Consider the following 25,602-nt stretch of genomic DNA (forward strand, 5'->3'; position numbering starts at 1 on the left):
TCGCCCCGGCGTTGACGAGGGCGGACCGCCCTGCTGATCACCGGCGAGCGGCACGTGGCCGACGACCTGGTGCAGTCCACGCTGGAGCAGGTGTGCCGGCACTGGCGCAAGGTCCGCTCCGCCGACGCACCGGAGGCCTACGCCCGCCGGATCCTGGTGAACCTCGCGAACGACCGCTGGCGCGGGCTGCGAGGCCGTCCGGAAGTGCCCCTGGACGACGGCATCGGGGGCGGGCACGTCGACCCGTACAAAGGGCTCGTGGCCCGCGACGAGTTGATGCGCGGACTGCAGTCCCTGCCGGTCGGCATGCGCACCGTGCTGGTGCTGCGGTACTTCGAGGACCTCGACGACGCGGAGATCGGCCGCTTGATGAACATCTCGGCCGGCACGGTCCGGTCCCAGGTGGCCCGGGGCCTGTCGAAGCTCCGGTCGACCGTCGGTACACAGGCACTGCGCGCGGGTTCGGAAGGGACGGCATGAAGGACTTCGACCTGGAGGAGGAGCTGGCCGCGGCCATGCTCGACCGTGCGGCCCAGGAACCGCCCCGCGGCTACGACGTGGACGGCCTCATCGGGCGGGTACGGCAGCGCCGGCGCCGTCTGCGGGCGGGTGCGGCGGCCGCGGTGATCGTGGCCCTGGGCGCCGGCTTCGTCGTCCAGGAGGGCCGGGACCACACCTCGACGCCGGCACCGGCGGCGACCGCGCCGAGCCCCGACCTGCCTCCCGCCCCCTCCCCGCCCGTCGAACAGCCCCCGATCGACCCGGGCCGGGCGACCAACACCCTGTTCCTCACCGCCCTGCGCTACCAGAACCCGGCCACCCGCGCCCGGGTGGATCCGGCCGCGGTGGCGGCGCTGTTCGCCAACGAGCCGACGTACCGGCGGATCTGGGGCACCGACTCGCTCGGCGTGACCTGCGGCGAGGCGGTCGACGGCGTGCTGGTGGCGGGGCAGGTCCTGCTGTACCGGGGGACCGAACCGCTCGACCGGAGCCCTTCCCTCACCTTCGACGTGACCACGGGGAAGGTGGTCGACGTGACCTGCACGAGGAACGCCGGAGACGGCAAGGGCGGCGACCCGACGGTGTCCGGTTTCTACGGCGGACTGGTGGCGGCCACCAAGTCCGGTGACCCCTCGGCCCTGGAGACCCTCGGAAAGCAGTTCGTGACCCCGCACCTCCGGTCCGCCGAGGCCCAGGGCCCGACCGCCGGCACCTGCTCCTTCACCACACCCCCCTTCTGGCTCGCCGACAACCCCTCGTCCGGCACCGTCACCCACGGATGGACCGTGAACCTCGGCGGCGGCTCCGCCTTCCCGGTCGAGATCGACGGGAACGAGAAGATCGCCCGATCCTGCGGCGGCTGACCCGGACCGCGCCCGTACGGTGGCGCGCATGCCCTGAGCAGGCGCTTCGTACGGGCGTGGTCCCGGGTTCACAGACGGGTGGCAAGCTTGAAGGATGAACGATGCTGCCCCGGCGCCCACCCCCGCGCCCGCACCCCGTCGCGCCCGAGTCCGTGCCCCCGAGCTGATCGGCAAGGGGGGCTGGCTCAACACCGGCGGGAAGGATCTGACCCTCGCCGACCTGCGAGGACGGATCACGATCCTCGATTTCTGGACCTTCTGCTGCGTGAACTGCCTCCACGTGCTCGACGAGTTGCGCGAGCTGGAGGAGAAGCACCGCGACACCGTCGTGATCGTCGGCGTGCACTCGCCGAAGTTCGTGCACGAGGCCGAGCACTCCGCCGTCGTCGACGCCGTCGAGCGGTACGGGGTGCACCACCCCGTGCTCGACGATCCCGAGCTCGCGACCTGGAAGCAGTACGCCGTCCGCGCCTGGCCCACGCTCGTGGTGATCGACCCCGAGGGGTACGTCGTCGCGCAGCACGCCGGCGAGGGGCACGCGCACGCCATCGCGAAGCTCGTGGAGGAGCTGGAGGCCGAGCACGAGGCCAAGGGGACGCTGCGGCGCGGGGACGGGCCGTACGTGGCGCCCGAGCCGGTGGCGGGGGACCTGCGGTTCCCCGGGAAGGCGCTCGTCCTGCCGTCCGGGAACCTGCTCGTCTCCGACACGACCCGCCACCAGCTGGTGGAGCTGGAGCCCGACGGGGAGAGCGTCGTACGGCGTGTGGGTGGCGGGGAGCGCGGCTTCGGGCCGGATGCCTTCAGCGAGCCCCAGGGGCTGGCGCTGCTGCCCGACGGGTCCGTGGTCGTCGCCGACACCGTCAATCACGCGCTGCGGCGGTTCGACCCCGTGACCGGGGCCGTGGAGACCGTCGCCGGGACCGGGCGGCAGTGGTGGCAGGGGTCCCCGACCTCGGGGCCGGCCCTGGAGGTCGACCTGTCCTCGCCGTGGGACGTGGCCTGGTGGCAGGGCCGGGTGTGGATCGCCATGGCGGGCGTGCACCAGCTGTGGACCTGGGACCCCGAGAGCGACACCGTGGCCGTCGCCGCCGGCACGACCAACGAGGGGCTGCACGACGGTCCGGCCGCCGAGGCCTGGTTCGCGCAGCCGTCCGGGCTCGCGGCCACGGAGGACCGGCTGTGGATCGCCGACTCCGAGACCAGCGCACTGAGGTACGTCGAGGCGGAGGAGGGCGGCTACGCCATCCGCACCGCCGTCGGGTCCGGCCTCTTCGACTTCGGGCACCGCGACGGCGACGCCGCCCAGGCGCTGCTCCAGCACCCGCTCGGCGTCACCGCGCTGCCCGACGGGTCGGTCGCGGTGTGCGACACGTACAACCACGCCCTGCGGCGCTTCGACCCGTCCACCGGGCAGGTCACCACGCTGGCGACCGACCTGCGCGAGCCCAGCGACGCCGTGCTGGTCGGGGACGACATCGTGGTCGTGGAGTCCGCCCGGCACCGGCTGACCCGGCTGCGCCTTCCCGAGGAGGCCGTACGGGTCGACGCGGTCGCCCACCGGACCCGGCGGGCCGCCACCGAAGTGGCCCCCGGCACGCTCCGGCTCGACATCGTCTTCCAGGCCCCGAGCGGCCAGAAGCTCGACACCCGCTACGGGCCCTCGACCCGGCTGCTGGTCTCCTCGACGCCGCCCGAGCTGCTGACGGCGGGCGACGGCGCCGGGACCGACCTGTTCCGGGAGCTCGCGCTGAACCCGGAGCTGACCGAGGGCGTCCTGCACGTCTCCGCGATGGCCGCCTCCTGCGACGACGACCCGGAGAACGAGTACCCGGCCTGCCACGTCCACCAGCAGGACTGGGGCGTGCCGCTGAACATCACCGCCGGCGGCGCGACCCGGCTGCCGCTGGTGCTGGCGGGCATGGACGACTGATCCCGGAACCGACCGTGCCCGCCGGGGAGATCTCCGGCGGGCACGGTCGGGAACCTACGGTGACGCGGGCTCAGTTCTCCAGGAACGCCAGCATCACGTTGGCCAGGAGGTACGGGTCGTCCGCGCCGCACAGCTCGCGGGCGCTGTGCATCGAGAGGATGGCCACGCCGATGTCGACCGTCTGGATGCCGTGGCGGGCCGCGGTGATCGGGCCGATCGTCGTGCCGCACGGCATCGAGTTGTTGGAGACGAAGGTCTGCCACGGGACGCCGGCGCGTTCGCAGGCGCTCACGAACACCGCGCGGCCGCTGCCGTCGGTGGCGTAGCGCTGGTTGACGTTGACCTTCAGGATCGGGCCGCCGTTGGCGCGCGGGTGGTGCGTGGGGTCGTGCCGCTCCGCGTAGTTGGGGTGCACGGCGTGGCCGGTGTCCGAGGAGAGGCAGATGGCGCCGGCGAAGGCCCGCGCGCGGTCCTCGTAGGAGCCGCCGCGGGAGAAGACTGAACGTTCCAGCACGTTGCCCAGCAGGGGCCCGTCCGCGCCGGTGTCCGACTGCGAGCCGTTCTCCTCGTGGTCGAAGGCGGCCAGGACGGGGATGTGCGTGAGCGTGTCGGCCGTGGAGGCGGCGATGAGGGCGGCGACGGCCGCGTGGACCGACAGGAGGTTGTCCATGCGGGGGCCCGCGAGGAGCTCGCGGTCGCGGCCGAGGTAGGCCGGGGGCTCGATCGAATGGACCATCAGGTCCCAGCCGGCGACGGAGCCGCGGTCCAGCTCTTCCTCGTCCTCCAGGAAGGCGATCAGGTCGCCCTCGTGGACGTCGCCGAGGCCCCAGATCGGCTGCATGTGCCGCTGCTTGTCCAGCTTGAGGCCGTCGGAGTTCACCGACCGGTCCAGGTGCACGGCGAGTTGGGGCACGCGCATCAGCGCACGGTCGATGTTGACGAGCCGTTCGGTGCCGTCGAGCAGGGTGAGGCGGCCGGCCAGGCCCAGGTCGCGGTCGAGCCAGGTGTTGAGCAGGGTGCCGCCGTAGATCTCCACGGCGATCTGCCGCCAGCCCTGGGCGCCGGTGTCGGGCAGCGGCTTGACCCGGAGGTTGGGGGAGTCGGTGTGCGCGCCGATGATCCGGAACGGGGTGTGCGCGGCCGCGCCTTCGGGCACGTACCAGGCGATGATCGCGCCTCCGCGGAGTACGAACTTGCCTCCCGTGCTCGCGTCCCACGCGTCGGTCTCGGCCAACTGCCTGAATCCGGCCTTCTCCAGCCGCTCGGCCGCGTTGGCCACGGCGTGATACTGCGACGGACTTGCCGCCAGGAAGGTCATCAGGTCGTCGGTGTGGCCGCGGTCGAAGCGGGCGGCGGCGGGAGAGCTCATGTGGGTCACCTTAACGACGGTCGTGTTCGTCATGGCCGGACTGCGGCGGATGGCCGGAGGAAGGAGCCGCGGGGGTGTTGCCCGGGCCCCGGAGCTGGGTCAGCCCGGCGGACGGTCGAAGCGGCGCTGCAACTGTCTGCGCTCGCCCCGGCGGATGCGCGGGAGCATCTCCGGGGTCTGCGCGGAGCGCTGCGCGCGTCTCTTGCGTCCGGCGCAGAAGATACAGGCCTCACCGGGAGGGGCGTCGGGATCGATGGGTGCTCCGGGGTGCTCGGAGCATCCGGAGGCGTTGCGCGGGCGCGACAGTTCGCGCGCCACGATGAAGGCGCGGTGCAGGTCGTCGGCCATCGCGACGAAGTCCTCGGGGGGCGAGGACAGGCTCAGGTGGAAGCGCCGCTCCTCGACCGTCCTCAGCCGGGTCTGGAGGGCCTGGAGCGTGTACGGGGGCTCGGGCACGGGATAGCCGAGCCGCCGCTGCTCCCCGGCGGGCGGGGTGGCGGCGGCCGCGGCGCGGGCGCCCTGGGCGCGCAGTCCGAGGCGGCGCCGGTCGTTGCAGATCAGGCAGCGCCCCCAGCCGTCGGGCGCCTCGGGGTCCAGCGCCCCGTTGGGGTGCTCCGGGCAGCCGGTGTAGCTCTTGGCGGGGGCGAGCCCGGCGGCGGTCTGGAAGGCGGTGTAGAGGGCGTCGGCCACCGATTCGTACTCGGTGGGGTGGGCGCCGTCGTAGAGCTCCTTCAGGTGGTCTCCGAGGCTGCCCACGGCGGACTGCAGCTCTTTGAGGGCATAGGGGCGCCCGGTCGGGACCGAGTACCCCCTGCTGCCGCGCTGCTGCTCCTGTGGACTCATACCCACGAGCGTCCCACGAACCACGGACATCCCGGGAACCCCGCAGCCCACAGGCGGTACGGGGCCCCTGGCGGGGGCGTCGGGCCGACCTCCGCGCACGCCGACGGCCGGGCCCCCGTGCGGAGGACCCGGCCGTCTGCGCGTACGTACACCGCGTACAGCTGTGGGATGGGGGCTACGGGCCTAGAAGGCGGCCTCGTCGAGCTCCATCAGGGTGTTGTCGACGGCCTCGGCGAGCGCGCGGGCCACCGCGACGCCCGGGAGGACCTCGCCGGCGAAGAACTTCGCCGCCGCGATCTTGCCGGTGTAGAACGGCACGTCCTTGGCGGAGGCGGCCGGCAGCTTCTCGGCGGCCACGGCCGCGCCCTTGAGGAGCAGGTAGCCGACGACCACGTCACCGGAGGCCATCAGCAGGCGGGTGGTGTTCTGGCCGACCTTGTAGATGTTCTTGACGTCCTCGCCGGTGGCGGTGAGGTCGACGACCATCTGGCCGACGATGGCCTCGAGGTCGACGGCCGCCTTGGCGAGCGCGTCGCGGGCCGGGGCCAGCTCCTCGCCGCCGTCGCCCTCGGCCAGGAACTTCTTGATCGTCTCGGTGAGGACGTTCAGCGCGGCGCCCTGGTCGCGGACGATCTTCCGGAAGAAGAAGTCCTGGCCCTGGATCGCCGTGGTGCCCTCGTAGAGGGTGTCGATCTTGGCGTCGCGGATGTACTGCTCGATCGGGTATTCCTGCAGGTAGCCCGAGCCGCCGAAGGTCTGGAGCGACTGCGCGAGCTGCTCGTAGGACTTCTCGGAGCCGTAGCCCTTCACGATCGGCAGCAGCAGGTCGTTGAGGCCCACCAGGGACGCGGTGTCCTCGCCGGCGGCCTGCTTGACCTGGATCTCGTCCTGGACGGAGGCGGTGTACAGCACCAGGGCGCGCATGCCCTCGGCGTACGCCTTCTGCGTCATGAGCGAGCGGCGCACGTCGGGGTGGTGCGTGATGGTGACCTTGGGGGCCGTCTTGTCCATGAAGTTGGCCAGGTCGGGACCCTGCACGCGCTCCTTGGCGTACTCCAGGGCGTTCAGGTAGCCCGTCGACAGGGTGGCGATGGCCTTCGTGCCGACCATCATCCGGGCGAACTCGATGATCATGAACATCTGGCGGATGCCGTCGTGCTTGTCACCGATCAGCCAGCCCTTGGCGGGGTGCTGGTCGCCGAAGGTCATCTCGCACGTGTTGGAGGCCTTGAGGCCCATCTTGTGCTCGACGTTCGTCGCGTAGACGCCGTTGCGCTCGCCCAGCTCGCCGGTCTCCCAGTCGAAGTGGAACTTCGGGACGAGGAAGAGCGACAGGCCCTTCGTGCCCGCGCCGTGGCCCTCGGGGCGCGCGAGGACGTAGTGGAGGATGTTCTCCTCCATGTCGTGCTCGCCCGAGGTGATGAAGCGCTTCACGCCCTCGATGTGCCAGGAGCCGTCGTCCTGCTGGACCGCCTTCGTGCGGCCCGCGCCGACGTCCGAGCCGGCGTCCGGCTCGGTGAGGACCATGGTGGAGCCCCAGCGCTTCTCGACCGCGAGCGCGGCGATCTTCTTCTGGACCTCGTTGCCCTCTTCGAAGAGGACGCCGGCGAACGCCGGGCCGGAGGAGTACATCCACACGGCCGGGTTCGCGCCCAGGATCGTCTCGGCGAAGGCCCAGATCAGGGAGCGGGGCGAGGTGGTGCCGCCGATCTCCTCGGGCAGGCCCAGGCGCCAGTACTCGGAGTCCATGAAGGCCTTGTAGCTCTTCTTGAAGGACGCCGGGACGGGCGCGGTGTTCGTCGTCGGGTCGAAGACCGGCGGGTTGCGGTCGGCGTCCTCGAAGGAGGCGGCCAGCTCGTTCTCGGAGAGCTTGGCGATCTCGCTGAGGATCGTCTTGGCGGTCTCGGTGTCCATCTCACCGAACGGGCCAGTGCCGTACACGTTGTCGCGGCCGAGTACCTCGAAGAGGTTGAACTCGATGTCGCGGAGATTCGACTTGTAGTGCCCCATGGCGACGGCTCCGTTAAGGCTCGGTGAGAGTGGTTCCTCGTACATACCAATCGGTAACGTAATGATGCTACCCACCGGTAATAAGAGCAACCCCTGGCGGCCCGACTGTGACGACTCTCTCGGCGGCTCACGCCGGGCGGAGGGCTGGTCCGGGTGAAAGTCGAGGTGGCGGCTGGGGTGGGTGCCGCCTCGCCTCTCCGGAACGTTCAACTCCGCGCAGGCGCGCGGAAGTTCAGCCAAAAAAACATTGCCGGAGCGAGCTCGTCCTCCTCTACAGTCCCGCTGGAAACACAACGGGAGGATTGCCAAACCTTGAACATCAAGCGCACCATCGCCACCGCCGGGCTGGGCCTGACCCTCGTCTTCGGCCTCACGGTCAACGCGACCGCCGCCACCCCGGCCCCCGCCGCACCCGCCGGCGGTGCGGTCAACACGGGCCCCGCGGACCAGCCCGACCGGGCCCGCGATGCGAAGGCCCGCAAGGGCAAGATCATGGGTCTCCACAAGGGCAAGAAGATCGACCTCGCCGGGAGCTGGGGCACCGCGAAGGTCTGTTCGGAGTACCCCGACCTGAGCGTCCGCTGTTTCGACACCGACGAAGAGGCCCAGGCCGACATCGCCGCCTTCGCCAAGAAGGACGCGCGTGTCCTCCCCGCGGTCCCCAAGGGCCGCAGCGCCAAGCTCGCCCCCAAGGCGGCCGCCAAGAGCGCCGCAGGCGCCACGGCGACCCCCCTCGCCGCAGCGGGTACTCCGACTTGCTCCTTCGGGTGGGTCTGCATCTGGGAGCACAAGGACTGGGACGGCCGCAAGCTCCAGTGGTCCGAGGACGGAACCAAGACCCTCGGCCAGTACGGCTTCCGTGACCAGACCACGTCCACCTGCAACAACGACCAGATAGGTGGCATGGGTCTGGTCGACTACCGCGACAACATGCCCGACCCGGAGATCATCACCGGCCTCGGCGGCTGCCTGAGCAACCTCTCGAACAACGACTACCCCGGCATAGGCACCGGCTCGTGGAACGACCGCGCCGACGCCCTCTGGATGTAGTACTCACCGAACCCTGCACCTGTTGCGCCCCCGCCCACTACGGTCGGGGGCGCAGTCGTATCTCTTCCCCCAAGGAGCCGCACCGTGTCGACCTCCCTGAAAGCAGCCGCCGTGGCGGCCGTGGTCCTGATAGCCGTCGTCGTATGGCTCGTCCTGGACAAGCCGTGGACCAGCGAGCCCGAGAGCGACGTCAAGCTTCCCCGCCCCTCGGCCACGGCTTCGCAGTAGGACCGCCCCCGGAGGCCATCTCGCACCAGACGGTCTTGCCCCCGGCACTCCGCGTGACGCCCCAGCGCTCCGCCAGCCCGTCGAGGAGCGTCAGCCCGCGCCCCGACTCCTCGCCGGCGGATGCCCGGCGGGGCACGGGGATCGCGTGCGGGTCGGGGTCGGTGAGCTCGACCCGTGTACGGGCTGCCCTTCCGGTGACCCGCAGCGTGACGGGCGTGCCTTCGCCCAGGTGGGTGAGGGCGTTGGTGAGCAGCTCGCTCACACAGAGCTCCAGCTCGTGGCTCCCCAGGTGCTCCCGCACCAAGTGGCGGGCCAGCGGGATGGCGCGGGGGCTGGCGAGCAGCCGGAGCGTGAGGTCCCCGTTCACCGGCCCGCCAGCGCTTCGGCCAGGCGCTGGGCCGTGGCGGGGTTGCAGTTGCCGAGGGTGATCAGGGGTGGGCTCGTGTACCGCCCGGCGTAGGAGAGGAGGTGGAGGTCGAGGGAGGGGAGGGTGATCCCGTGCGATGCGAGGGCGGCCCGGAGGTTGTCCAGGGCCTGGGTCGCCTCGTGGTCGTGGGGGTGGTCGCTCATGCGGATTCCTTCGCAGCTGGGAGTGACGAACTGCTCACAGCGTGGCGCGCCCGGGCGTAGCGTTGGAAGGGTTTCGAGTTCCGCTGGACAAGTGGCAAATGGCGGTGGTGGGTTGTGCCCGCTCGTAAGGACCCCGACGCTTCGGCGAATGTCCCCTCCTTCTACGGGGCCGAGCTGCGCTACAAACGCGAGGCTGCCGGGCTCACGCTGGAACAGCTGGCGGAGGGCAGCTTCCGGGGTGTGCCGTTCTTGAGCCAGATCGAGCACGGGGAGCGCCGGATGCCGCCGGATCTGGCCCGCCACGTGGACGTGAAGCTGGGGACGGACGGGTTTTTCGAGCGGCGCTGTGAAGATGCGCGCAAGTCGAAGCAGTCCGGACATGCGGAGTACTTCGCGGACGTCGCGGAGATGGAGCCGGACGCCCAGACGATCGAGGACTGGGCGCCGATGCTGGTACCCGGGCTGTTGCAGACAGCCGCTTACGCACGGGCGCTCACGCGGGCCGCGATGCCACGGGCCCTTGAGGGGGAAATCGAGGAGAAGGTGACCGCGCGTATGGCGCGCGCCCGTCTTTTCTCCGGGGAGAGCCCCCCGGAGTACTGGGGGATCCTGGATGAGTCGCTGCTCCGGCGTCCGGTGCTGCCCCCGGAGGCGATGGCCGAGCTGTTCGAGCACATCGGGAACGTGGTCCGAACCACCCGTTCCATTCTGCAGATCGTTCCGGAAACCGTTGCTGCGCACCCGTTCATGATGGGAATGGCCAGGCTGATGACCTTCGGGGATGCGCCCCCCGTGGTCTATACCGAGAGCCTGCACAGTGGGCAACTCATCGACTTTCCGGCCCTCGTGAAGGACTACCGCAGGTCGTACGATCTGCTCAGGGCTGCCGCGCTGTCACCTGAGGCGTCCCTGGCGAGGATCGACGCAGCTGCAGAGGACTTCAGAAATGGCAAGCACCGCGATTGACTTGACGTCCGCCTGCTGGCGCAAGAGCAGCCACAGCAACGGCACCGGCGGCGAGTGCGTCGAGGTCGCCGACGGGCTCACCGGAACCGTCCCCGTTCGGGACTCCAAAGTGCAGGGCGGGCCCGTCCTCATGATCGGGGCCACCGCTTGGGCGGGCTTCGTTACGGGGCTGAAGTCCCACTGACCGGAACTCGACGCACCGGCGGGCCCCCGCCTCGGTAGGCTTCGGGCCATGTACGGCTATGACCAGAACGTGAGCGCGGGGCAGCAGGGCGGCTACGCCCAGCCCCAGCAGGGCTACGCGCAGCAGCAACAGCCGCCGCTGTACCCCGAGCCCTCGCCGCCCTCCCTCGCGGACGCGGTGCGCGCCTTCACGACCGGGTCGCTGTCCGCCGAGGACTTCCAGCAGATCTTCGCCTCCTCGAAGGTCTACTGCCCGCGCGGCGACACCCCGGGCTTCCTCGCGCTGCACAACACCCAGCAGCCGGTCATCCCGATGTTCACCACGCTCAAGGAGCTCCGCCGCTACGCCGGCAAGGAGTCGAAGTACTTCGTGATCACCGGCGCCGAGGTGATCGACCTGCTGCCCACCGGCTACGGCTTCGTCCTCGACATGGAGGGCGACCACCGGATGGTCTTCGACGCGAAGGCCGTCGAGCAGATGGTCGACTTCGCCATGCGCCGCATGTACGGCTAAAAGCCAAGGCCGTGTCGCTCGGGGGGATGCCATGCTGCGCGTGCACTTCGAGGCCGAGGACCTGCTCAACGTCACCTTCGCGAGCGAGCCGCTGCCCCTGGTGGAGCTGGCCCTCGCGCTCGTCGCATCGCAGCGCACGGACCAGCAGGCGGTTTTCGGCCGTTGGCGCAGCCTCGCCGCCCGGGAGCTGCCCGGGCGGGTGCGGCCGCTGTTCGACCTCCTCCGCCCCGACGGCGACAACCCCCACTTCGTGGAGCCGTACGCGCGCAGCCTGGAGGAGGGCATCGGCGTCATCCGGGACCGGGTCCCCTTCCTCACGCCCGAGGGGCTGGCCCGCGCCGCCACCCGCGCGCCCGGGTCCCCGTCCTGGCTGCGCGCCCTGTGGGGACAGGACCGGGAGGCCTGGGAGCAGCTCGACTCCGCGATCCGGTCCGCGTACGACGTGCTGATCGCCCCGCAGTGGCCGCGCATCCGGCAGTCCTTCCAGGCGGACGTGGCCTGGCGGACCCGGCTGCTGGCCGCGCACGGGATCAAGGCCTGCCTGGCGAGCACGCACCCGGCGGCCGACTGGTCGGGCCTGGTCTTCGAGGTGGGCCGGCCGCCGGACTACGAGGTCCGCCTCGGCGGGCGCGGGCTGGTCCTGATGCCCTCGCCGTTCTGGACGGGCCGCCCGCTGCTGGACGACCACCCGGACGGGACGTACGTACTCCTCTACCCGGCGCTGACCCCCCTCCCCCTGGTGTCCCCGGACCGGGCGGACGGCGCGCTGGACGCGCTGCTGGGGCGGACCAGGGCGGCGGTGCTCCAGCTGCTGATCCAGCAGCGGACCACCTCCGAGCTGGCCCGCGACCTCGACATCAGCCTCCCGTCGGTCTCGGAGCACACCCGCACCCTGCGCGCGGCGGGCCTGATCACCACGGCCCGCGACGGCAAGGCGGTCCTGCACTCGGCGACGGCCCTGGGCGTGGACCTCCTCCACAGCGGCGGCTGAACGCTTCGGCGACGTGTCTCAGGAGCGGTGGCGGAGCCGCCAGAAGGCCGCCGCCCCCGCGGCCAGCGCGACGGCAAGGCCGCCGTACGTCCACAGGAGCTCGAGGTCGGGGCGGTGGGCCAGGGAGGTCCGGATGCCCCCGAAGGCCAGGGCGCCGATGGCCTGGGAACCGCCCTCCACGCCCTCGAACCCCGTCGACCAGCGCAGCAGCATGCACAAGGCCAGGCAGAGGGCGCCCCAGGTGGCGAGGTAGGCCCACGGCGAGCCGGGGAGCGGTTCCAGCGGGAGGCCGGTGGCCGGCCATCGGTAGGTGGCGTACCCGACGGCCACGACCACGGCCGTGACGGCGCCGGACCAGCCCAGTGCGGCGAGCGCGGCCCGCGGGTTCGCGGGCTCGGCGGCCGCCTCCGCGCCGGGCTGCCGCGGGTCGGCCTCGTTCGTCGAGGTGGTCACTGATCCGGCTCCTGTCGTGCGGTGGTTCGTACGTGTCGATCAAGAGGACGCCCGTCCCGGGCCCCTGGTTGTCCGACCTTTCGGCCACCACCGAAACCATCGCGGCGCCGGCCGCGACTCCCGAATATCAGTGCTGCGGGGGCAATCCCGCTCCGACTGACAGGGGGATTGTGATGTCGCGTCCGTCCTTACGCAGGAAGCTCGCCACATGGGCGACCGCGGGGGTGATGGCGCTGGGTACGGGGGTCCTGGCGGCATCGCCGGCCTCGGCCTCGGACCAATGCCCGAACGGGTTCGCCTGCGTCTACTGGGGCACCACCTTGGACAGCGGGATCCGCAACATGTGGAACCGCTACGGCGCCCACAAGATCTACTTCTACTCCGGCAGGCACCTGGTCGACAACAACCAGACCGACGGGTGGAAGATCTGGCTGTGCCGGAACAACAACGGCACCAACTGTGACTTCGCGGTGTATCAGGACCACCGGGCCGTGGTCGACATGACCCCGTTCAACTCGGTCTCGCTCGAGCCGTAGGCCCTGCATCCCGGCCCAGTGCTGCGGGGGGCGCACGGGGGGTCCCCCACGGCCCCGCTCGATCCAGATCCGGACTTCGACCTGAGGAGACAGCAATGACCCGTACGACTTCCACCACCCGCAAGGCGCTCCGCGCGAAGGCGGGTGCGGTGCTCGCCACGGTGGCCCTGGCGGTGGGCGTGGGCGTCCTCGCCGCGGCCCCGGCGCAGGCCGCCACGGCCGGCCTGTGCCGCTACCCCGCTCCGTCCTGCAGCGGCTGAGCGACCGGCGCACACTGAGCAACGGGCCCCGGGGGAATTCCCCCGGGGCTCCTTCTGTTCTGTCGGGTGGCAGAAAGTTCGGGTTTCAACTAAACTCGACGCCAGAAGGAGGTTCCGACCATGCCTGCAGTGACTGTGGAGAACCCGTTGACGCTCCCGCGCGTCGGGGAGCCGGCCCAGGAGACGACCGCCCGCAAGGTGCTGGCCGTCACGACCGCCCCGGGTGGCTTCGAGGGCGAGGGGTTCCCGGTGCGCCGTGCGTTCGCCGGGATCAACTACCAGTACCTCGACCCGTTCATCATGATGGACCAGATGGGCGAGGTGGAGTACGCGCCGGGCGAGCCCAAGGGCACCCCCTGGCACCCCCACCGCGGCTTCGAGACCGTCACCTACCTGATCGACGGAACCTTCGTCCACCAGGACAGCAACGGCGGCGGCGGCGTCATCAACGGCGGCGACACCCAGTGGATGACGGCCGGCAGCGGCCTGCTCCACATCGAGGCTCCGCCGGAGTCGCTCGTGGTGTCCGGCGGGCTCTTCCACGGCCTCCAGCTGTGGGTGAACCTCCCGGCCTCCGACAAGATGATGCCCCCGCGCTACCAGGACATCGGCGGCGGCCAGGTCCAGCTGCTCTCCACCCCGGACGGCGGCGCCCTGCTCCGCGTCATCGCCGGTGAGCTGGACGGCCACCAGGGCCCCGGCATCACCCACACCCCGATCACGATGATCCACGCGACGGTCGCACCCGGCGCGCAGATCACCCTCCCGTGGCGCGAGGACTTCAACGCCCTGGCGTACGTGCTGGCCGGGCGCGGCTCGGTCGGCGAGGACCGGCGGCCCATCCACACCGGGCAGACCGCGGTCTTCGGCGAGGGCGGCTCGCTGACCCTGCGCGCGGACGAGGGCCAGGACTCCAACGCCCCCGCGCTGGAGATCGTCCTGCTCGGCGGACAGCCGATCCGGGAGCCGATGGCGCACTACGGGCCGTTCGTGATGAACAGCAAGCACGAGCTGCAGCAGGCGTTCGACGACTTCCAGGCCGGCCGGCTGGGCCGCATCCCCACCACGGAGCGCACCGGCCTCGGCCACCGCGGCACGGGTGAGGCCGACACCGAGTCGTAGGCCGCGGACCCGAACCCGAACCCCGCACGGCGAAGCCCCGGCCACCGGCCGGGGCTTCGCCGTGTCGCCTGACAGGCGTTCACGTGCCGCCCCGATGCACTGAATTGACCGTCGGAATCGTCGGGATCACCGGAAAACAGCCGAAGTGGAGCACGGCCGGAAGTCGCCTGTCCATGCCCGGTGGGACGGTGGACGTCCCCGTCCCTACGACTTATTCTTTGGGCGCTCGGCCCGGAAAAGCGCCGGTGGGCCCATGCCCCGGTCCGTCCCCGGCGGAGCCGCCGGGCGGGTCCGGAGCGACGCCCGTGGCAGTCCATCCCGCTCACGCTCATCGGAGTCTCCATGCTCGTTCGTCGGGCCGTGCCCGGATTCGCGGCGGTGCCGCAGTCGGACATACCTGATGCGACCGAGACGGTTGAGACGGTTGAGACGGTCGAGACAGCTGAGACGACCGAGACAGCTGAGACGGCTGAGACAGCTGAGACGGTCGATGCGGCGAGCGGTCTGTCCGGCCGGAGAAAGTGGCTGGCCGCCGTGGCCGTGGGGGCCGTGATCGCCACGCTCGGCGGGCTGGGTGCGGCGCTGCTGGTGAAGTCGCCGGCGCAGGTCGCCGCGGACGCCGCCGCGCCCCGGGCCGATGTGCTGACCGCGACAGTGGAGCACCGGGTGCTCACCTCGTCCGTCATCACCCGGGGCCAGGTCGTCGCGGGCCAGACGGTCGAGGTGATCCCCCAGGTGACCGCCGGGGCGGGTGCGGCGCGTCCGGTGATCACCAAGCTGCGGGTCCGGGCCGGGGACACGGTGAAGGCCGGGCAGGTCCTGATGGAGGTCTCCGGGCGGCCCGTGTTCGTCTTGGAGGGCAGCCTGCCCGTCTACCGTGACCTGAGCCCGGGCGCCACGGGCGACGACATCGCCCAGCTGCAGAGGGCGTTGAAGGTGCTCGGTCACTCGTCGGGACCCGACGCCGCCGGTAGTTTCGGGGCTGGTACGAAGGCTGCGCTCAACTCCTTCTACAAGGCCGTCGGCTACAGCCCGGTCTCCGCGAACGCCGCCGAGGGCGACCCGGTCGCGGAGGCCCGGAGCCAGGTCACCGCGGCCCAGCGGGCACTGGAGGACGCCCGCAGCGCGCAGGCGGAGGCTTCGAAGCCGGTGGTGAGGCCTGGGGAGAAGCCGGGGGCGAAGCCCGGCGCCACACCGAGCGCCAAGCCGAGCACCGAAGCGGTGGAACCCGTACGTCCGGCCGCCGGCGACGGCGGGAAGGCCGTGCGCAGGGCGCAGGAGGACCTGGCCGAGGCGAAGAAGAAGCTCGCCGCCGCCGAAGCGGCCGCCGGGCCCAAACTGCCCGCGGCCGAGGTGGTGTTCCTGCAGAGCTTCCCGGCCCGGGTGGACTCGGTGGTCGCGAAGGTGGGCGCGGAGGCGACCGGCACCGCGATGAAGCTGTCCGCGGGCACGCTGGTGGTGCAGGCGTACGTCCCCGAGTACCAGAAGGACCTCATCCAGGCGGGACGCGCGGCCGAGATCTACTCCGAGTTGAGCGGCCTGTCCGCGACGGGTCAGGTCACGCTCGTCTCCGACAAGCGCTCCGAGCCCGGCTCCGCGCCCGGACCGGCGCAGCCCGGCGCGGACGCGCCCGCGCCGAGTGGCCAGGGGCAGACCGGGTGGCTCGTGGAGATCACCCCCGGCACGCCCCTGAAGGCGGAACTGACCGGCCAGGACGTACGGGTCACCGTCACCGCGGCCTCGACGGAGGGCAAGGCGCTCGTCGTGCCGATCACCGCGATCAGCTCCGGGGCCGACGGCCGGACCACCGTGACCGTGCTGGAGGAGAGCGGGGTGCGGCGCCGGGTGGAGATACGGGCCGGCACGGCCGGGGACGGCTTCGTGGCCGTCACCCCGGTGGCGGACGGTGCGCTGGCGGGGGGCGACCGGGTGATCACCGGAGTCGCCCGTGAGAAGGCATCCCCGTGACGGTGACCGTGACCGTGACGGAGTCCGGTTCCGGGCCGGTCATCGAGCCCGAGCCGGTCATCGAGTTCCGCGGGATCGGGCTGACCTATCCCGGGCCGCCTCCCGTGGCGGCCCTCAAGGCCTGTGATCTGATCGTCGAGCGGGGCGAGTTCGTCGCCGTCGTCGGTCCGTCGGGTTCGGGGAAGTCCACCTTCCTCAACATCGTGGGACTGCTGGACGCGCCCACCGGCGGAACGTACCTCCTGGACGGCATCGACACCGGCACGCTCCGGGACGCCGACCGCACCGCGTTGCGCGGTCTGCGCATCGGGTTCGTGTTCCAGTCCTTCCATCTGCTGCCCCAGCGCAGCGCGTTGGAGAACGTCATGCTCGCCCTGGTCTACGACGGCACCCCGCGCCGGGAGCGGCGTACCCGGGCCCGGCACGCGCTGGAGCAAGTGGGGCTCGGCCACCGCGTCGACTCGTTGCCCACGCGGCTGTCCGGCGGGGAACGGCAGCGGGTGGCCATCGCCCGCGCGCTGGTGACCCGGCCCTCCCTGCTGCTGTGCGACGAACCGACCGGCAACCTCGACACGGCCAACGCCGATGCGGTGCTCGCCCTGTTGGAGAGGCTGCACGGGGACGGCATGACGGTCCTGGTGATCACCCACGATCCGCTCGTCGCCGCCCGTGCCAAGCGCACGGTGACGATCCGGGACGGGGTCCTGAGCGTCTCGGACCCGGCCGCGTCCGCCGTGCCGGCCGCAGAGGTGGCGCGGTGAGGCCGGTGTGGCCGGTGTGGCGCGTGCGGCGCAGGAGCGGGATCCGGCCCTCCGTGTTCGGCTGGCGCGACGTGCTCTCCGAGTCCCTCGCCGGGATGCTCCAGCGGCCCGGCCGCTCGGCGCTGACGGGCCTCGGGACGGTGCTCGGCGTGGGCACGTTCGTGGCGATCCTCGGGCTGACCGCCACCACCTCTTCGCAGATCGACACCCGGTTCAACGCCCTCAGCGCGACCGAGGTGAACGTCGAGGACATCGCCCACGAGCGGGACGAGTTCGCCGGGCCCGCCTTCCCGAAGGACGCCGACGCTCGGATCGAGGCCCTCAACGGGGTCGAACACGCAGGGGTGTTCTGGCCGGTGCGGCTGACGTCGGAGGAGGCCGTGAGCACCTCCGCGGTGGTCGGGGACCGCCGTACCCAGGGCGGCACCGAGGTCGTGGCCGCCTCGCCCGGGGTGCTCGCCGCGGCGGGTGCGCGCCTGGCCGAGGGGAGGCTCTACGACGCCTACGCCTCCGCGATCGAGGCGCCGGTGGCCGTCATCGGCACGGGGGTCGCCGACCGGCTCGGCATCACCACGCTGGAGACCAACCCGGCGATCTTCATCGGCGGCCGGCCCTTCACCGTGATCGGCATCGTCGCCGACACGGACCGCAAGGCCGACCTGCTGACGTCGGTCGTCGTACCCCGCACCACGGCGGAGCGGATCTGGGGCGGGCCCGACTCCGGCGGGGCGAGGATGCTGATCGCGACCAGGATCGGCGCGGCCGCGCAGATCGGCCACGAGGCCCCTACGGCGCTGCGCCCCGACCATCCCGAGTACTTCAAGGCCGTTCCGCCGCCCGATCCCAAGATGCTGCGCGGCCAGGTCGGCGACGACCTGAACCGGCTGTTCCTCCTGCTGGCCTCCATCTGCCTGGTGATCGGCGCCGTCGGCATCGCCAACACCACCCTGGTCGCCGTACTGGAGCGCACGGGGGAGATCGGCCTGCGCCGGGCCCTGGGCGCACGCGGGCGCCACATCACCGTGCAGTTCCTCGCGGAGTCGGGGGCGTTGGGCGCGCTGGGCGGCCTCGTGGGAACCTCCCTGGGCGTGCTGACCGTGGTGACGGTCGCGGTGTTCCGTGACTGGACCCCGGTGGTCCACCCGGCCACGGCGGCGGCGGCGCCGGCCATCGGCCTGCTGACCGGCCTCGTCGCGGGCCTCTATCCCGCATGGCGCGCCGCGCGCATCCAGCCGGCGGAAGCCCTGCGCCGCTGAGGGCCGCCCCGGGCTCTTGCGGGCCGCGCGCCCGTCGCCGATCGTCCTCTCCATGGGGTTACTGACGACCTGTCTGGTCTCGTTGGCGGCGGTGAACATCGCGCTCGCCCTGATCCGGCTGTGGCGCCGGTCGGTGGAGTCCCGGATGGTCCGGCAGGTGCGGGCCCTGCCGGAACTCGACGCCTACCACGCGGAACTGCTCAGCGCTGCCGAGCCGTTGTGCGCGAGGGACTTCCAGCCCGACAGGCTGACGCGCAACTCCTACCGGGCGGCCGCGGTGGCGCTGCGCTTGCTGGGTGAGGAGGGTCGACTCCGCGAGGACGACAGCGATGACGATGGCGATGACGACGCCCCGGCAGTGGGGGAGGGGGCGGCCGAGCCGGCCCACCCCGTCACCGCTGCGGCGGTCCACGCGCTGCGCCGGTACACGTCGGACGGGGGCGGGACGCGCCTGCGCGTCGACGGCGGAGATCCGAACTTCCAGGCCGCCGTCCGTGCCCACCTCGACGAACTCTTCGCCCTCGCCCCGGCGACCCGCCTGCACATGAGCCCCTTCGGCCATCAAGCGGCCCTGTGGGCCTACGGCATCGGCGCGGCGGCCCCCGCCGTCCACACCTTCTTCCTCCTGCGCGCCATCGCCCCCGCCGACCCCGACATCGTCGGGGGCTCCTTCGTCCTGGCCTCCCTCGTCTTCGTGGCGGCCCTGATCGTGCTCACGGCCCAGGCCGGCAATACCTGGCACCCCCTCGAGGACCTGGAAGTCCCCGCCGCCTTCAGGCCGCCCGTTCCGGATTGAGGGAACGGGCAAAAGGCGGGCACACCGCGCTCGGCCCGGGCCGGGGGGTTATCCCCCGTCGCGATCTTGGGGTGCGCCGGATGGCACCCCGGTGGGGGCGGAACTAGCGTCCAGCCATGACTTGGACCCTACGAAAGCACCTGTCCATGGCACTGGTCGTCGCCACGCTGGTCGTCGCCGAGGTGGCCACCGCCGTCGCCCAGCCCGCCGGTTCCTCTCCTGCGGAGCAGTTACGCCGGGACACCGAGGCGATCCACGCCCTCGGTGTCAGCGGTGTACAGGCCCGCGTCATCGCGCCTGACGGCAGGGAGTCGGTCGCCACCAGCGGCACCGCCGACCTGAACACCGGCCGCCCGGTCCCCTCCGACGGCTACTTCCGCATGGCCAGCACGTCCAAGACGCTGGTCGCCACCGTGGTCCTCCAACTGGAGGCCGAGGGCAGGCTGTCCCTGCACGACACGGTCGACCACTGGCTGCCGGGAGTGGTGCGGCGCAACGGCAACGACGGCAGCCGGATCACCATCCGCCAACTCCTCCGGCACACCAGCGGCATCAAGGACGCCCTGCCCGGATACACCACGCCGGAGGAGTACTACCAGCAGCGCCACACCGTCTACGAGACCGAGCACCTGGTCGACCTCGCCATGGCGCACAAGCCGGACTTCCGGCCCGGCAAGGGATGGAAGTACTCCAACACCGGCTATGTCCTGCTCGACATGATCATCCGGAAGGCCACCGGTCACCCCGCCCATCAAGAGATCGAAAACCGCGTGCTGCGCCCGCTGGGCCTCGACCAGACCCGGTGGATGGGGACCTCGCCCACCCTGCCCCGGCCCCACGCCCAGGCCTACCAGCTCTTCGGCCCGGGTTCCCGCGTGGACGTCACCGACCAGATACCGGTGGACCACGAGAACCTTTCGTGGGTCACGACCACGCGGGACGAGAACCTCTTCCTCCGCGCGCTGCTCGACGGCCGCCTGCTGCCGGCACGGCAGCTGGCCAAGATGAAGCAGACCGTCCCCGTGAGCGCGGAGGTCCAACAGCTCTGGCCCGGCGGCCGATACGGGCTCGGCCTGGTCGAACGCCCCCTGAGCTGCGGAGGAACCTACTGGAGCCATGAGGGCGGGGACGGCGGCTACATCACCCTCAACGGCGTCACCGACGACGGCAGGCGAAGCGCCGTGGTCTCGATGTCCGAGGCCCGCGGCGACACCCTGAAGCACATCCTGGAGCAGGAGAACGCGGGCAGCGCCCTGATCGACCACGCGCTGTGCGCCAGGGGACCCGGCGCCCCGTAGAAGCGTCGTCCCCCACCCGGTCAACGCCTCGGCGCCGCCTCCTGCAGCAGGCCGATCAGCCGCGAGCTGCTGTCGGCGCCGAAGCCCGCGGCGACTCCGCGGCGATAGAGGTCGGCGTGCGCGGTCAGGATCCCGGTGTCCACACCGGAGTCGGCGGCGGTGTGGAGGATGTGCTCGACGCTCGCCGCGCACATCGCCAGGCGCGCGTACGTGCCCTCGTGCGCCTCCGCGTCGATCAGGGGCGCGGAGCCCTCGTAGAACCCTCGCATGGTGTCGGCCGTGTACCCGGCGTACGGCACGATGTCCGCGGCCGTCAGGCCGTTGGCCCGCGCCACGGCGAGTGCCTGGTACCAGCCGGTGTACGCGGTCCAGAACATGATCATGTTGAGCTGGTAGTAGAGCTGCGCGTACCCGGCGTCGGCGCCCCGGTAGTCGGTGGCGGCGAGTACGTCGAGCGCCGCGCGGTGGGCGGCGTAGACCTCCTCGGGGCCGCTGACGAACATCGACGAGCCCTCCTGGCCGATGCCGGTCGGCGGTACGTTCACCCCGCCCGTGAGGTACGAGGCCCCGCGCTCCTGCGCCCAGCGGGCGGCCGCCCGGGCCTTGTCGGGGACGTCGGAGGACAGGTTGGCCAGGACCCGGCCGTGGAGGTCGGCATCGGCGAGGGCCGTGTGGGCGGCCTCCACGTCGATGAGGCTGAGCACGGTGAGCGGGCTCGCCGCGACCGCCTCGGCGGCGCTGGCAGCCCGCCGCGCACCGCGTGCGACGAGCTCGGTGTCCTTGCCGGGGCTGCGGTTCCAGACGGTGACCTCGTACCCGGCGTCCAGATAGGCGGCGGCCATGGCCCGGCCCATGGGGCCGAGGCCGACGACGGTGACCTGGTTCGGGACCTGGGTGGGCACCTGGTTCGGGACCTGGTTCATGGCAGAGCTCTCCTCGGGTCGATGCCTGCGGTTCTCTAGAACGAACGCTCTATCCAGCGCTCGGAACGAACGTAGCACGCACTAGAACGAACGCTCTATCTAGATCCCGAGGTATCGTTCCGTTCATGGCAGCAGCAGAGGTGAAGGCGACGGCGGACGGACCCGGGACGCGGGAGCGGCTGGTCCGCACGGCCTCGCGCCTCCTCCAGCACGGCGGGTACGAGAACACGCCGATCAAGCAGTTGGTCCGCGAGGCGGAGGCCACCCTCGGCTCGCTGTACCACTTCTTCCCCGGAGGCAAGCAGGAGCTCGCGGTCGCCGCGATCCACTTCGGCGACGAGGAGTTCGCCGAGGGCCTCCGCTTCGGGCTGTCCGCCCACGCGGACCCGGCGCGCGCCGTCGAGGGCGTCGCGGAGCTGCTCGCCGAGGCCCTCGAGGCATCCGACTGGCGCGACGGCTGCCCGGTGACGCCCACGGCCCTGGAATCGGTCGGCCGGCTGCCGGAACTCCAGGCGGCCTGCGCGCAGGCCTTCGCGAACTGGCAGGAGCTCGTCGCCGCGAAGCTCCTGGCCTGCGGCCACCCGGAGACGGAGGCGCGCGAGCTGGCGGTCACCGTGATCAACACCCTGGAGGGCGCCGAGATGACCTCCCAGGTCACCCGCAGCCGCACCCCCCTCCTCCTGGCGGGCCGCCACCTGTCGCGCCTGGTCTCCTCCTACGCCACCGCCGCCGGCACCGCGCAGGGGCGATCGGACTGATCATCGGGACCTTCGGCGGGCGCCGGCGGCACGTACGCCGGGCAGGAAATGCCGAAGGCGGTGAAGAGAGCGCGGCCTGGTTCCGGCGGCCCGGGCCGTAGCCGGTCCCGGTTCCGGTCTCGGTCACGGTCCCGGCGTGGTGTCTTCTCCGGGCCCCGCCCGTCCCTGCAGAGTGGGAGCCAGTCATGCCCGCAGAGCCCGAGTTCCTCCCCGTGGTGCCCGACGGCGCCCAGCCGCCGTACGTCCTGGCCAAGCAGGCCCTGGCGCACGCCATCGCGGCCGGCGCCCTCGCCCCCGAGCAGCGGCTGCCCTCCGAGCGGTACCTGTGCGAGCGGCTCGGCATCAGCCGCTCCACCCTGCGCCGCACGCTCAAGGAACTCGGCGAGGAGGGGCTGGTCGAATCCTCCGAGCGGCGCGGCTGGCGGGTGAGGCGGGTGGGCTTCAGCCACTCCCCGGACGCCGCGGCCCTGGTCGGTTTCGCCGACCTCAACCGGAGCCTGGGGCGGGCGGTGACCGCCCGCGTCCTGAGCGCCCGTACCCGCCCGGCCGCATCCGAGGAGGCCGAGCGGTTCCAGGTCGCCACCCGGGCCGAGTTGTTCGAGCTGCGCCGGGTGCGCTTCCTGGACGGCCTGCCGGTGTGCGTCTCCCACGACCTCGTCCCGCTCGCCGTGGCCCCGGCCGTCGCCGGGGCGGACTTCACCACCGCGTCCCTCTTCGGCCTGCTGGCCGCCGCCGGTCACGTACCCGTCGGCGCCCGGTACACGGCCCGCGCGGCCCTCGCCGACGCCGAGCAGAAGCGGCTGCTCGACCTGAGCGGCCCCTCGCCCGTGCTGAACACGCGGCGGCTCTCGCTCGACTCCGCCGGACTGCCGTGCGCCGACAGCCGCGAGACGTACCGGGCCGACCGCTACGAGGTGCGGCTCACCCTCGGCTGACGGCCCCCGGCTGAAGGGCCCCTCGGCCCTGTGCGGCCCCGGGTCCTTGGTCGGCAATCCGTCCGCCGATTTCCCCTTTATCAGTGGAATGTAAGCAACTGCCCCTTTTTGTGGTCTATACCTGAATCATCTGGTCTGCATCTGGTGTAAGCGGCGGACCGTCCGTGCGTTCAGGAGGAACCGGCGATGAGTACGACCACGGCTGCTGCCGCGCCCGCGAAGAAGCGAGGCGCCGGCCTGATGCAGGGCATGCAGAAGGTCGGCCGCAGTCTGCAGCTGCCGGTGGCCGTGCTGCCCGCCGCCGCGATCCTGCTGCGGCTCGGCCAGGACGACGTCTTCGGCAAGGACGGCCTGCACTGGGGCAAGCTCGCCGACGTCTTCGCCACCGCCGGCAACGGCGTCTTCGCCAACCTCCCGCTGCTGTTCTGCGTGGGTGTGGCCATCGGCTACGCGAAGAAGGCCGACGGCTCGACCGCGCTCGCGGCCCTGGTCGGCTTCCTCGTCTACAAGAACGTGCTCACGGCCTTCCCCGTCGACGGCTCCGTCACCGAGCTGCTGCCCAAGGGCACGCCGCAGGACCCCGGCGTCCTCGGCGGCATTCTCGTCGGCCTGGTCAGCGCGATCGTCTGGCAGCGCTTCCACCGGACCAAGCTGGTCGACTGGCTCGGCTTCTTCAACGGCCGCCGCCTCGTGCCGATCCTCATGGCCTTCGTCGGCACCTGCTTCGGCGTGCTCTTCGGCCTGGCCTGGGGCCCGGTCGGCAAGGCGCTGGGTTCCTTCAGCGAGTGGCTGATCGGCCTCGGCGCGGTGGGCTCCGGGGTCTACGGGGTCTTCAACCGGGGCCTGATACCCGTCGGCATGCACCAGTTCCTCAACACGTTCTTCCAGCAGCAGGTCGGTTCCTTCACCAAGCTCGACGGCTCGATCGTGCACGGCGAGATCCCGCGCTTCTTCGCGGGCGACCCCACCGCGGGCCAGTTCATGTCCGGCTTCTTCCCGATCATGATGTTCGGCCTGCCCGCCGCCGCGATCGCCATAGCCCACTGCGCCAGGCCCCACCGCCGCAAGGCCGTCATGGGCATGATGGTCTCGCTCGCGCTCACCTCGTTCATCACGGGCGTCACCGAGCCGATCGAGTTCACGTTCCTCTTCCTGGCCCCCGCGCTGTACGCGGTGCACGCGGTCCTCACCGGTGTGTCGATGGCCGTCACCTGGGGGCTCGGCGTACACGATGGATTCGGCTTCTCGGCCGGCCTGATCGACTACTTGCTGAACTGGAAGCTCGCGGTCAAACCGTGGCTGATCCTTCCGATCGGTGCGTGCTTCGCCGCCGTCTACTACACGGTGTTCCGCTTCGTCATCACCAAGTTCGACCTCCAGACCCCAGGCCGCGAACGGGACGAGGAGACCGCCGAGGACGAAACGAGGAGCAGCGCGTGAGTACGTACGACCTGTCGACGGCGCGTCGGCGCAGCGCCGAGCTGGAAGAGCGGATCGCCGCCGATCCGGGGAGCTTCCGAGTCCTGACCGGCGACCGGCCGACGGGGCGGCTGCACCTCGGGCACTGGTTCGGGACCCTGCAGGGCCGGGTACGGCTCCAGGACCTGGGCGTGGACACCTTCGTGATCGTGGCCGACTACCAGGTGCTCACGGACCGGGACGTGGCCGACCGCCTCGGCGAGCACGTCGAGGACCTCGTCCTCGACTACCTGGCCGCCGGCATCGACCCCGAACGCTCCACGGTCTTCGCGCACAGCGCGCTGCCCGCCCTCAACCAGCTCCTGCTGCCCTTCCTCTCCCTGGTGTCGGTGGCGGAACTGCGCCGCAACCCCACCGTCAAGGACGAGATCGCGCACTCCCGGCAGGCCTCGGTGAGCGGGCTGATGTTCACCTACCCGGTGCACCAGGCCGCCGACATCCTCTTCTGCAAGGCCGGTGTGGTGCCCGTGGGACAGGACCAGCTCCCGCACCTGGAGGTCACCCGCACCATCGCCCGCCGCTTCAACGAGCGCTACGGGGCGAACGGGCCGGTCTTCCCCGAGCCCGAAGCCCTGCTGTCCGCCGCGCCGTTGCTGCTCGGCACGGACGGCACCAAGATGAGCAAGTCCCGGGGCAACGCGATCACCCTGTCGGCCACCGCCGACGAAACGGCCCGCCTCCTCAAGGGCGCCAAGACCGACGCGGTCCGCCGCATCACCTACGACCCGGCGGCCCGCCCCGAGGTCTCCAGCCTCGTGCTGCTCGCCGCGCTGTGCCAGGGCCGCGACCCGCAGACGCTCGCGGAGGAGATCGGCGACGGCGGCGCGGCCCAGCTGAAGAAGGTCGTCACCGAGGCCGTCAACGAACACCTCGCCCCGCTGCGGGCGCGCCGTACGGAGCTGGCGGCCGACCGGGGCCACGTGCGCGAGGTCCTGCGGCGCGGCAACGAGCGTGCGAACGCCGTCGCCGAAACCACCCTGGCCGAGGTCCGTGCCGCCATGGGGACCACGTATTAATGGGCGCCGTCTGATGGGCAACG

Annotated in this window: 28 protein-coding genes; 21 read left to right on the plus strand and 7 right to left on the minus strand. The window is 71.5% G+C overall.

Annotated elements, in window-relative coordinates:
- Positions 1 to 54 precede the first annotated feature (54 nt).
- From ACFYYB_RS29720 to ACFYYB_RS29730, 3 genes are all read left to right on the plus strand, one after another.
- On the plus strand, positions 55 to 480 hold the full coding sequence (locus ACFYYB_RS29720) for a sigma-70 family RNA polymerase sigma factor (RefSeq protein ID WP_389438908.1): 426 nt from the start codon (positions 55 to 57) through the stop codon (positions 478 to 480).
- Positions 477 to 1,364 carry a hypothetical protein gene (locus ACFYYB_RS29725; protein WP_389438911.1) on the plus strand — a complete coding sequence of 296 codons (888 nt, stop codon included), beginning with the start codon at positions 477 to 479 and terminating at the stop codon, positions 1,362 to 1,364. Before ACFYYB_RS29720 ends, ACFYYB_RS29725 begins: the two co-directional genes overlap by 4 nt.
- Before the next feature lie 94 nt (positions 1,365 to 1,458).
- Complete coding sequence (locus tag ACFYYB_RS29730; protein ID WP_389438913.1) at positions 1,459 to 3,294, plus strand: NHL domain-containing thioredoxin family protein; 1,836 nt, start codon at positions 1,459 to 1,461, stop codon at positions 3,292 to 3,294.
- 70 nt (positions 3,295 to 3,364) lie between these two features.
- Here the strand turns inward: ACFYYB_RS29730 and ACFYYB_RS29735 are convergent, their stop codons facing one another.
- From ACFYYB_RS29735 to ACFYYB_RS29745, 3 genes are all read right to left on the minus strand, one after another.
- Positions 3,365 to 4,663 (minus strand): M18 family aminopeptidase, encoded by a 1,299-nt coding sequence (locus tag ACFYYB_RS29735; RefSeq protein ID WP_389438915.1) that lies wholly within the window; start codon positions 4,661 to 4,663, stop codon positions 3,365 to 3,367.
- 99 nt (positions 4,664 to 4,762) lie between these two features.
- Complete coding sequence (locus ACFYYB_RS29740) at positions 4,763 to 5,506, minus strand: hypothetical protein (RefSeq protein WP_327305571.1); 744 nt, start codon at positions 5,504 to 5,506, stop codon at positions 4,763 to 4,765.
- Positions 5,507 to 5,689: 183 nt separating this feature from the next.
- On the minus strand, positions 5,690 to 7,516 hold the full coding sequence (locus tag ACFYYB_RS29745; protein WP_327309346.1) for an acyl-CoA dehydrogenase: 1,827 nt from the start codon (positions 7,514 to 7,516) through the stop codon (positions 5,690 to 5,692).
- A 312-nt stretch (positions 7,517 to 7,828) separates the two neighbouring features.
- Between ACFYYB_RS29745 and ACFYYB_RS29750 the strand changes: the two genes are divergently transcribed.
- Together ACFYYB_RS29750 and ACFYYB_RS29755 are read left to right on the plus strand one after the other, a co-directional pair.
- The gene (locus tag ACFYYB_RS29750) at positions 7,829 to 8,566 is read left to right on the plus strand and encodes a peptidase inhibitor family I36 protein (RefSeq protein ID WP_389438918.1); all 738 of its coding nucleotides are present in this window, start codon (positions 7,829 to 7,831) and stop codon (positions 8,564 to 8,566) included.
- Between the two features lie 84 nt (positions 8,567 to 8,650).
- On the plus strand, positions 8,651 to 8,794 hold the full coding sequence (locus ACFYYB_RS29755; RefSeq protein WP_389438920.1) for a hypothetical protein: 144 nt from the start codon (positions 8,651 to 8,653) through the stop codon (positions 8,792 to 8,794).
- Here the strand turns inward: ACFYYB_RS29755 and ACFYYB_RS29760 are convergent.
- Entirely contained in the window at positions 8,757 to 9,161 is a 405-nt protein-coding gene (locus ACFYYB_RS29760; protein ID WP_389438922.1) for an ATP-binding protein, read from the minus strand. The genes ACFYYB_RS29755 and ACFYYB_RS29760 overlap by 38 nt on opposite strands.
- Positions 9,158 to 9,364 carry a hypothetical protein gene (locus ACFYYB_RS29765; RefSeq protein WP_389438924.1) on the minus strand — a complete coding sequence of 69 codons (207 nt, stop codon included), beginning with the start codon at positions 9,362 to 9,364 and terminating at the stop codon, positions 9,158 to 9,160. The genes ACFYYB_RS29760 and ACFYYB_RS29765 overlap by 4 nt, the downstream gene beginning before the upstream one ends.
- 114 nt (positions 9,365 to 9,478) lie before the next feature.
- Here ACFYYB_RS29765 and ACFYYB_RS29770 point away from each other — a divergent pair, with 114 nt between their 5' ends.
- From ACFYYB_RS29770 to ACFYYB_RS29785, 4 genes are read left to right on the plus strand one after another with little or no spacing between them, the layout of a single operon-like run.
- The gene (locus ACFYYB_RS29770) at positions 9,479 to 10,330 is read left to right on the plus strand and encodes a helix-turn-helix domain-containing protein (protein ID WP_389438926.1); all 852 of its coding nucleotides are present in this window, start codon (positions 9,479 to 9,481) and stop codon (positions 10,328 to 10,330) included.
- Positions 10,311 to 10,514, plus strand: a complete 204-nt coding sequence (locus ACFYYB_RS29775) for a DUF397 domain-containing protein (protein ID WP_389438928.1) — start codon at positions 10,311 to 10,313, stop codon at positions 10,512 to 10,514. The genes ACFYYB_RS29770 and ACFYYB_RS29775 overlap by 20 nt, the downstream gene beginning before the upstream one ends.
- Positions 10,515 to 10,562: 48 nt before the next feature.
- Positions 10,563 to 11,027 carry an SseB family protein gene (locus ACFYYB_RS29780; RefSeq protein WP_327305567.1) on the plus strand — a complete coding sequence of 155 codons (465 nt, stop codon included), beginning with the start codon at positions 10,563 to 10,565 and terminating at the stop codon, positions 11,025 to 11,027.
- 31 nt (positions 11,028 to 11,058) lie between these two features.
- Positions 11,059 to 12,018, plus strand: coding sequence for a helix-turn-helix domain-containing protein (locus ACFYYB_RS29785; RefSeq protein WP_389438930.1), 960 nt, complete (start codon positions 11,059 to 11,061; stop codon positions 12,016 to 12,018).
- Positions 12,019 to 12,036: 18 nt separating this feature from the next.
- Here the strand turns inward: ACFYYB_RS29785 and ACFYYB_RS29790 are convergent, their stop codons facing one another.
- Entirely contained in the window at positions 12,037 to 12,471 is a 435-nt protein-coding gene (locus ACFYYB_RS29790; RefSeq protein ID WP_389438932.1) for a hypothetical protein, read from the minus strand.
- Between the two features lie 173 nt (positions 12,472 to 12,644).
- Here ACFYYB_RS29790 and ACFYYB_RS29795 point away from each other — a divergent pair, with 173 nt between their 5' ends.
- The 8 genes from ACFYYB_RS29795 (at position 12,645) to ACFYYB_RS29830 (ending at position 20,468) form a co-directional block, all read left to right on the plus strand.
- Positions 12,645 to 13,007 (plus strand): hypothetical protein, encoded by a 363-nt coding sequence (locus ACFYYB_RS29795; RefSeq protein ID WP_389438934.1) that lies wholly within the window; start codon positions 12,645 to 12,647, stop codon positions 13,005 to 13,007.
- Between the two features lie 95 nt (positions 13,008 to 13,102).
- A complete protein-coding gene (locus ACFYYB_RS29800; protein ID WP_389438936.1) occupies positions 13,103 to 13,267 on the plus strand; it encodes a hypothetical protein in 165 nt (54 codons plus the stop codon).
- A 120-nt stretch (positions 13,268 to 13,387) separates the two neighbouring features.
- The gene (locus ACFYYB_RS29805; protein ID WP_389438938.1) at positions 13,388 to 14,389 is read left to right on the plus strand and encodes a pirin family protein; all 1,002 of its coding nucleotides are present in this window, start codon (positions 13,388 to 13,390) and stop codon (positions 14,387 to 14,389) included.
- Between the two features lie 534 nt (positions 14,390 to 14,923).
- Entirely contained in the window at positions 14,924 to 16,357 is a 1,434-nt protein-coding gene (locus ACFYYB_RS29810; RefSeq protein WP_389438940.1) for a peptidoglycan-binding protein, read from the plus strand.
- Positions 16,354 to 17,118 (plus strand): ABC transporter ATP-binding protein, encoded by a 765-nt coding sequence (locus ACFYYB_RS29815; protein ID WP_389438942.1) that lies wholly within the window; start codon positions 16,354 to 16,356, stop codon positions 17,116 to 17,118. Before ACFYYB_RS29810 ends, ACFYYB_RS29815 begins: the two co-directional genes overlap by 4 nt.
- 23 nt (positions 17,119 to 17,141) lie before the next feature.
- Entirely contained in the window at positions 17,142 to 18,374 is a 1,233-nt protein-coding gene (locus ACFYYB_RS29820) for an ABC transporter permease (protein ID WP_389438944.1), read from the plus strand.
- 52 nt (positions 18,375 to 18,426) lie between these two features.
- Positions 18,427 to 19,170, plus strand: coding sequence for a hypothetical protein (locus ACFYYB_RS29825; protein ID WP_389438947.1), 744 nt, complete (start codon positions 18,427 to 18,429; stop codon positions 19,168 to 19,170).
- A 116-nt stretch (positions 19,171 to 19,286) separates the two neighbouring features.
- Positions 19,287 to 20,468 (plus strand): serine hydrolase domain-containing protein, encoded by a 1,182-nt coding sequence (locus ACFYYB_RS29830; protein ID WP_389438949.1) that lies wholly within the window; start codon positions 19,287 to 19,289, stop codon positions 20,466 to 20,468.
- A 20-nt stretch (positions 20,469 to 20,488) separates the two neighbouring features.
- On the opposite strand, the gene ACFYYB_RS29835 is transcribed toward ACFYYB_RS29830, so the two are convergent.
- Positions 20,489 to 21,391 (minus strand): NAD(P)-dependent oxidoreductase, encoded by a 903-nt coding sequence (locus ACFYYB_RS29835; protein WP_389438951.1) that lies wholly within the window; start codon positions 21,389 to 21,391, stop codon positions 20,489 to 20,491.
- A 125-nt stretch (positions 21,392 to 21,516) separates the two neighbouring features.
- Here ACFYYB_RS29835 and ACFYYB_RS29840 point away from each other — a divergent pair, with 125 nt between their 5' ends.
- The 4 genes from ACFYYB_RS29840 to trpS all read left to right on the plus strand — a co-directional run bounded on the left by ACFYYB_RS29840 (position 21,517) and on the right by trpS (position 25,579).
- Positions 21,517 to 22,149, plus strand: a complete 633-nt coding sequence (locus ACFYYB_RS29840) for a TetR/AcrR family transcriptional regulator (protein ID WP_389438953.1) — start codon at positions 21,517 to 21,519, stop codon at positions 22,147 to 22,149.
- Positions 22,150 to 22,334: 185 nt separating this feature from the next.
- Positions 22,335 to 23,084 carry a GntR family transcriptional regulator gene (locus ACFYYB_RS29845; RefSeq protein ID WP_389438955.1) on the plus strand — a complete coding sequence of 250 codons (750 nt, stop codon included), beginning with the start codon at positions 22,335 to 22,337 and terminating at the stop codon, positions 23,082 to 23,084.
- Positions 23,085 to 23,270: 186 nt separating this feature from the next.
- Complete coding sequence (locus tag ACFYYB_RS29850) at positions 23,271 to 24,524, plus strand: PTS transporter subunit EIIC (RefSeq protein WP_389438957.1); 1,254 nt, start codon at positions 23,271 to 23,273, stop codon at positions 24,522 to 24,524.
- Positions 24,521 to 25,579, plus strand: coding sequence for a tryptophan--tRNA ligase (gene trpS / locus ACFYYB_RS29855; protein WP_389438959.1), 1,059 nt, complete (start codon positions 24,521 to 24,523; stop codon positions 25,577 to 25,579). The genes ACFYYB_RS29850 and trpS overlap by 4 nt, the downstream gene beginning before the upstream one ends.
- The last annotated feature ends 23 nt before the right edge of the window (positions 25,580 to 25,602 follow it).

It is taken from the genome of Streptomyces sp. NPDC002886, assembly GCF_042888445.1.
In the GTDB taxonomy this organism is placed as follows: Bacteria; Actinomycetota; Actinomycetes; order Streptomycetales; family Streptomycetaceae; genus Streptomyces.